We start from the raw sequence: 6,217 nt of genomic DNA, 5'->3' as shown, positions 1-6,217 counted from the left end.
GGCCCCCCCCCCCCCCGCCGTACCCATGCCCAGCGCCGCCAGTCCAACGGCCTTGCCCAGGAACGCTCTTCGGGTGCTGCTCATGGTCGCTCTCCTCTCAGGCCGCGGGGCCCGCGTCGATCCGGACCGCGCCGGTGGTCGTGTCACCCTTGTCGTCGGTGACGGTGAGATGCGCCGTGTACGTGCCCGGCCTGGAGTACGTATGGGCCGCGGTCGGCCCTTCCGTACCCGAGCCCTTGGTGTTGTCGCCGAAGTCCCAGTGGTACGAGGCGATCGTGCGACCGGACACCGGTTTGACCGTGCTGCTGAGCTCCACCGCCAGCGGCGCGGCGCCCGAGGCGGGTGCCGCCTTGACCTTCACCTTCGTGACCGGTTTCTTCTCGACTCCGCGACCGTTGAAGTGCAGCCAGTCGAGCGCGAGGAGATCCGGCTTCTCCGCCGACCAGCCGGGATTGGTGAAGACCACGTACAGCTTCACCGAACCGCCCGGACTCTTGAGCGTGGTGGTCGGGGAGATGACATTGCCGAAGCCGCCGGTGTTCGGAATCGTCACCTTGCCCAGCAGCGGCCCGGTCGGCGAGCCGTTACGGAACTCGATGTCCCCGCCGAGTCCGCCCGAGGCGGCGCCGACCGTGACCGAGGAGATTCCCTTGAGATTGACCGGGTCGAAGGAGATCCAGTCGCCGTCCTCGATCTCCGTGAGCCGCTTGCCGCCGGAGGCGTCGGCGCGGTCGCCGGTCACGGCGCCGTCATGCGCGCCACCGGTGGCGGTACGGTGCTCCGCCTCACGGAAGGTGGTCCGCAGCGTCAGTGAGGACGATCCGGTCAGGGCGGGCACGCCGTCGGCGCCCTTGTCCTCGTACTGCGCGGTGATGCCGTAGTACAGATTCTGCCCGGGACCGTGGCTGTCCCCGGCGTCGGTGACGATCTCCCCGGCGCAGCCCGTGTAGTTGTCCAGCGGATGGAGATGGCTGTCATGGCCGAGCTGCGACTGTACGACCACCCGCGAGCAGTCGATCGTCCCGCCCTCACCGGTCTTGCCGTCCTCGCGGTCCTTCACCTTCACGGTGAACGGGATGGTGTCGCCGAAGCTGAACATCCCGCCGTTCGGCGGCTGTTGGATGGTAACCACCGGCCGGGTGTTGCCGACGGTGATCTCCCGGACGGAGAGCGCGGTCAGCCCGCCGGGGCCGGTGACCGTCAGCCGGGCCGTGAACCGGCCCTTGTCGCGGTAGACATGGGAGGGATTCGCCTCGGTCGAGTCGGTGGTCCCGTCGCTGTCGAAGTCCCAGGCGTAGGACACCGGGTTCCCGCCGGGCAGCCCTGAACCCTCGCTGGAGAAGGCCACCGTCAGCGGTGCGGGTCCGCTGTCCGGGCTCGCCGCCGTCTTGGCATCGGGCAGCCGGCCGTCGCCGACATAGTCGATCCGGTAGATGCCCGATCCCTCGTTGCTGCCGCCGCGGCCCGTGCCGCTGCCGAGCCCGAAGTCGATGACGTACAGCGCTCCGTCAGGGCCGAAGTCCGCGTCGAAGGGCTGGTTCCAGCTCATATCGCCGAACACGCCGTTGATGGAGTGGAGATCGCCCGCCCCGACGGGCTCGAAGCGCGGATCCGTGAAGGTCTGGTCCTCCTCCTGGAACGAGAAGGTCTTGAACCAGGTCCTGGTCAGCTCGTAGTTGAACCACTTTCCCTCGAAGTACTCCGGGAACTTGGAGGGATACGTGTTCGCGGGATCGTAGTCGTAGACCGGCCCGCCCATCGGTCCGCCGCCGCCCGTGCCCAGTTCGGGGAACTGCGGCGAGGCGGAGTAGGCGTACCAGACCGTCGCGGGCTTGGCCGCGGGCAGCTCGCGCAGACCGGTGTTGTTCGGCGAGTCGTTGACCAGAGCGGCACAGTCGAACTTCGCGCCCGAGGTCCCGGTGGCGAAGTCGTAGTCGTTGAACGGTGTGTTGTTGCCGGTGCAGTACGGCCAGCCGTAATTGCCCGGCTCCGTGATGCGGTTGTACTCGACGGTGCCCTCAGGACCGCGGTTCGCGACCGCCTCCCGTGCGTCGGGCCCGTAGTCGCCGACCAGCAGCGCGCCGCTCAGCGGATCGGTGGTGATACGGAACGGATTGCGCATGCCCATCGCGTAGATCTCCGGGCGGGTCTTCTCCGTGCCCGGTGCGAAGAGATTGCCCTCGGGAACGGAGTACGTGCCGTCGTCCTCGGGCGTGATACGGAGAACCTTGCCGCGCAGATCGTTCGTATTGCCCGCCGTGGTCTGGGCGTCCCAGGCGCGGCGCCCTTCGCGCTCATCGATCGGGCTGAAGCCGTCGGAGGCGAAGGGATCGGTGTTGTCTCCGGTCGCGACATACAGATCACCGTTCTTGTCGAAGGTGATCGAGCCCGCCATGTGCGAGTTGGCCCGGCCCTCGCCGCGCAGTGTCGGCACGGTCAGCAGCCGCTTCTCCGAGGCCGGGTCGACGGTGTTGCCAGTGACCGTGAAGCGCGACAGATTGAGCCGTTTCTCGGTCTTGTCGGAGTGCAGCAGATAGAGCCAGTTGTTCTCCGCGAAGTCCGGATCGAGAGTGAGACCGAGCAGTCCGTCGGACTGGCTTGTCATCTCCGGCGTGTACGCGAAGTCCAGCGCGGTCGAGACCTGGAGCGTCTGCTGGTCGATCACCTTCAGCTTGCCGGTGCGCTGGATGAAGAAGACACGGCGGTCCGGCGCAACGGCCAGCTCGAAGGGATCGGCGAGATCGCTGGTGGCCAGCGGAGTGCGCTGGAAGGCGCCCGTCTTGGTGGCGGTGCAGTCACCGGGCTTGTTGCCCGCGGCCCACTGGATGCCGCCGAGCAGATGCTTGCGGAAGGCGTCCTCCTGGAAGGCGGAGGCGGCGTGCCCGCCAGCGGTGAACCAGGAGCGTCCGCCGTCGTAGTTCTGGCACCAGGACCACGGATGGTCGACGCCTTCGTCCAGACCGTCGATCCCGTCGTTCACCTTGATCTGGGCGAGCGTGTGGACCTTGCCGGTCGGATTGACGCGCCAGTTGTACCATTCCTCCGTACGCTCCCAGAGCTGTGGCAGGCCCTGGGTGGAGGGGTGCACCTGGTCGAGCACCTTCACCCGGCCCGTCTGGACGGCGGGATGCTTGTCGAAGATCGCGCCGACCAGCCCTTCGTACCAGTCCCAGTCGCGCTCGCTGGCGGAGGCGGCGTGCAGACCGACCCAGCCGCCGCCTCCGCGCACGAACGCCTGGAACGCGGCACGCTGTGCGGCGTCGAGCAGATCGCCGCTCTCCGGCGTGGAGTTGGTGTTGTTGAAGACGATCGCCTGGAAGCGGGCGAGATTGTCCTCGGTGAAGGCCGAGGCGTCGCTGGTGGCCTCGACCTCGAATCCGTTCTCGCTGCCGAGCTGTTGGACGGCCTCGATCCCGGCCGGGATCGAGTCGTGCTCGAAGTTGGTGACCTTGGAGAAGACCAGAACGCGGAACGGCGCCGCGTCGGCGCGGGGCGGCGAGGCCATCCCGAGTCCGAGGACGAGCGCCAGCAACGCGGTGATCACAAGGAAGGGTGAGGACGTTCTGATGGGCGTTCTCATGGGCGCTCCCGGTGCTGGTAGAGCCGGCTGCGGGTTTAGAAAGCGCTTTCTGGAGTGCGTCACACAGCGTAGGTTCCGGCGTCACAGGGGGTCAATGGGTCGGAAGAGCCCTCTGCGGCACGGCACTTGAGGGCGGGGCGGGGGAAGTGCCGTCCGGTGCGGGGCCGTCCACCGGAGGACAGGGCTTCCGTCCGGGAACGCGAGCGACCCGTACGGGAACGCGAACGACCCGTCCGGGAGTGCGCCCGGACGGGTCGGCTGGGGGTGGCGCGGTGTTGCGTGAAGCCCGTGCCCTGGGCGCCGTGGCTGATCACGCGGTCATGCGGCCGGGCGTCATGCGGCCGGGCGCCTCGCGGCGATCGTCAGGCCGCGTCCAGCTCCGCCACCTCGGCGGCGTCGAGCACGAGGTCGGCCGCGCCGACCGAGTCACGGATGGTCTCCGGACGGCTGGAGCCCGGGATCGGCACCACCACGGGCGACTTGGCCAGCATCCAGGCCAGACACACCTGCTGCGGGCTCACGCCGTGCGCCTCCGCGATCCGCGCGAACGCGCCGTGCGAGGAGCCCAGTTCACCGGCGCGCCTGATCCCGCCGAACGGGCTCCACGGCAGGAACGCGATGCCCAGCTCCGTGCACAGCTCAAGCTCCGGCTCGCTGGAGCGGAAGGCGGGCGAGAACTGGTTCTGTACGGAGACCAGCCGGCCGCCGAGGATCTCCTGCGCCGACCGGATCTGCTCCGGGTTCGCGTTGGAGATACCGGCCTGCTGGATCTTGCCCTCGTCGAGGAGGTCGCGCAGACCGCCGATGGACTCCTCGTACGGCACCTTCGGGTCGGGACGGTGGAACTGGTACAGCCCGATCGCCTCCACACCGAGGCGCCCGAGCGACGCCTCGCACGCCGCCCTGAGGTGCTCGGGAGAGCCGTCCAGCGTCCAGGAGCCGTCCCCGGGACGCAGATGGCCGCCCTTGGTGGCCACCAGCACCTCGGAGCCGCGCGCGTGGGACGCCAGCGCCTTGGCGATCAGGGACTCGTTGTGGCCCACCTCGTCGGCGTGCTGGTGGTACGCGTCCGCCGTGTCGATCAGTGTCACACCGGCATCCAGCGCCGCGTGAATGGTGGCGAGGGAACGGGCCTCGTCGGGCCGTCCCTCGATCGACATCGGCATACCGCCCAGACCGATCGCGCTGACCTCGACGGTTCCGATGCGGCGAGTCTTCATGGTGGAGTGCACCCTTCCTGCTGCGGACCCGCCGGTTCCGGCGGGGGGTACCTCAAGCTTTGCCGCTGCCTCGCGGGGCGTCCAATAGAAGAAAACGAACGCATTGAGCGACCGGGCTTCTCAATTAGGCTGGGTCCTCATGGAACTGCGCCACCTCGAATATTTCGTCGCCGTCGCGGAGGAACGCCACTTCACCAGGGCGGCCCAGCGCCTCATGGTCTCCCAGTCGGGCCTCTCCGCGTCCGTACGGGCTTTGGAGCGCGAGCTGGGCGCCCGGCTCTTCGTACGCTCCACCCGCAGGGTCGAGCTGACCGGGGCCGGGCAGGCCCTGCTGGTGGAGGCGTCGCGCGCGCTGGCCAGCGTACGGGCGGGCAAGGAGGCCGTCGCGGCGGTCCAGGGACTGCTGCGCGGCACGCTGTCGGTGGGGACCGAGCAGTGTGTCACCGGAGTGCATGTCCCCGGGCTGCTCGCCCGGTTCAGGGCCGAGCATCCCGAGGTGGAGGTACGGCTGCGGCAGGCCGGATCCGCCTCGCTGGTCGAGGATGTGGCGGCCGGGCGGCTCGATCTGGCCTTTGTCGCGCTGTCCGGGACCGTTCCCGAGGGCGTACGGCTGGTACCGCTGGCGAGCGAGCCGATGGTGCTGCTCTGCCATCCCGACCATCCGCTGGCGGGAGCGGCCGAGGCGGACTGGGCGGAGCTGGGCGAGGAGGTGTTCGTGGACTTCCACGAGGACTGGGGCGCCCGCGGGCTCACCGACCGGGCCTTCGCCGCGGCCCGTACCGAACGGCGCGTGGCGCTGGAGGTCAACGATGTGCACAGCCTGATCGAGCTGGTCGGCCATGGTCTGGGTATCGCGGTGGTGCCACGTCCGATCGCCCGTAAGGCGCAGGCGGCCGACCTCTGTACGGTGCCGCTGGCCGACGCCGGAGAACACCTCTGGGAGGTCTCGGCCGCGCTCCCGGACGATCAGCGCACCGGCCCGGCCGCCAGGCAACTGCTCGCGTATCTGCCGCCCACCGCGTCCCGGGCGGCGCCGGACAACTGCCCGGCGCCGGACGCCGCTTCCACTCCGGACGCCGTTCCCGCTCCGGACACAGGTCCTGCTCCGGTCCCTGCTTCTGCGACTACGGCCGTTCCAGCCAGCCCCTGATGAAGGCGGCCTGGCCGACATGCTGGAGGTCGTCGGAGATCACGCTGATCAGCCGGACACCGAGCGTGACCGGCGGGACCCACGCGTCGTCGACGATCCGCTTGAGATCCGCGTCCTTGACCGAACGGATGAACGCGACCGTCTGATCGTGGACCGCGTCGTGGTAGCCGGCGAGCAGCTCCGCCGGGACGCCGCCGAGCGCCGCCACGTCCTTGGGGGAGTGGCCGTAACCGGTCGCCCGCCGCGGGAACGGCAGCTCGAACCGCG

At 69.3% G+C, this 6,217-nt stretch carries 4 protein-coding genes; 1 reads left to right on the top strand and 3 read right to left on the bottom strand.

The window, feature by feature from the left end; all coding sequences use genetic code 11:
- Positions 1–97: 97 nt before the first annotated feature.
- On the bottom strand, positions 98–3,580 hold the full coding sequence (locus GA0115259_RS15020) for a ThuA domain-containing protein (RefSeq protein ID WP_093596426.1): 3,483 nt from the start codon (positions 3,578–3,580) through the stop codon (positions 98–100).
- A 362-nt stretch (positions 3,581–3,942) separates the two neighbouring features.
- On the bottom strand, positions 3,943–4,800 hold the full coding sequence (locus tag GA0115259_RS15015) for an aldo/keto reductase (protein ID WP_093596423.1): 858 nt from the start codon (positions 4,798–4,800) through the stop codon (positions 3,943–3,945).
- Positions 4,801–4,939: 139 nt separating this feature from the next.
- Between GA0115259_RS15015 and GA0115259_RS15010 the strand changes: the two genes are divergently transcribed.
- Positions 4,940–5,950 (top strand): LysR family transcriptional regulator, encoded by a 1,011-nt coding sequence (locus GA0115259_RS15010; protein ID WP_093596420.1) that lies wholly within the window; start codon positions 4,940–4,942, stop codon positions 5,948–5,950.
- Here the strand turns inward: GA0115259_RS15010 and GA0115259_RS15005 are convergent.
- Positions 5,925–6,217, bottom strand: a 293-nt coding sequence (locus tag GA0115259_RS15005) for a mycothiol transferase (protein ID WP_141716570.1), incomplete at its 5' end; no start/stop codon positions are given. The two genes, GA0115259_RS15010 and GA0115259_RS15005, sit on opposite strands and share 26 nt — an antisense overlap.

The sequence above is a fragment of the Streptomyces sp. MnatMP-M17 genome, assembly GCF_900091995.1.
In the GTDB taxonomy this organism is placed as follows: Bacteria; Actinomycetota; Actinomycetes; order Streptomycetales; family Streptomycetaceae; genus Streptomyces.
This window is presented reverse-complemented; position numbering and strand designations above follow the sequence as displayed.

Coding starts and splice junctions, on each gene's coding strand:
- GA0115259_RS15020 (WP_093596426.1), bottom strand. CDS start 3,580: ATGAGAACGCCCATCAGAACGTCCTCACCCTTCCTTGTGATCACCGCG.
- GA0115259_RS15015 (WP_093596423.1), bottom strand. CDS start 4,800: ATGAAGACTCGCCGCATCGGAACCGTCGAGGTCAGCGCGATCGGTCTG.
- GA0115259_RS15010 (WP_093596420.1), top strand. CDS start 4,940: ATGGAACTGCGCCACCTCGAATATTTCGTCGCCGTCGCGGAGGAACGC.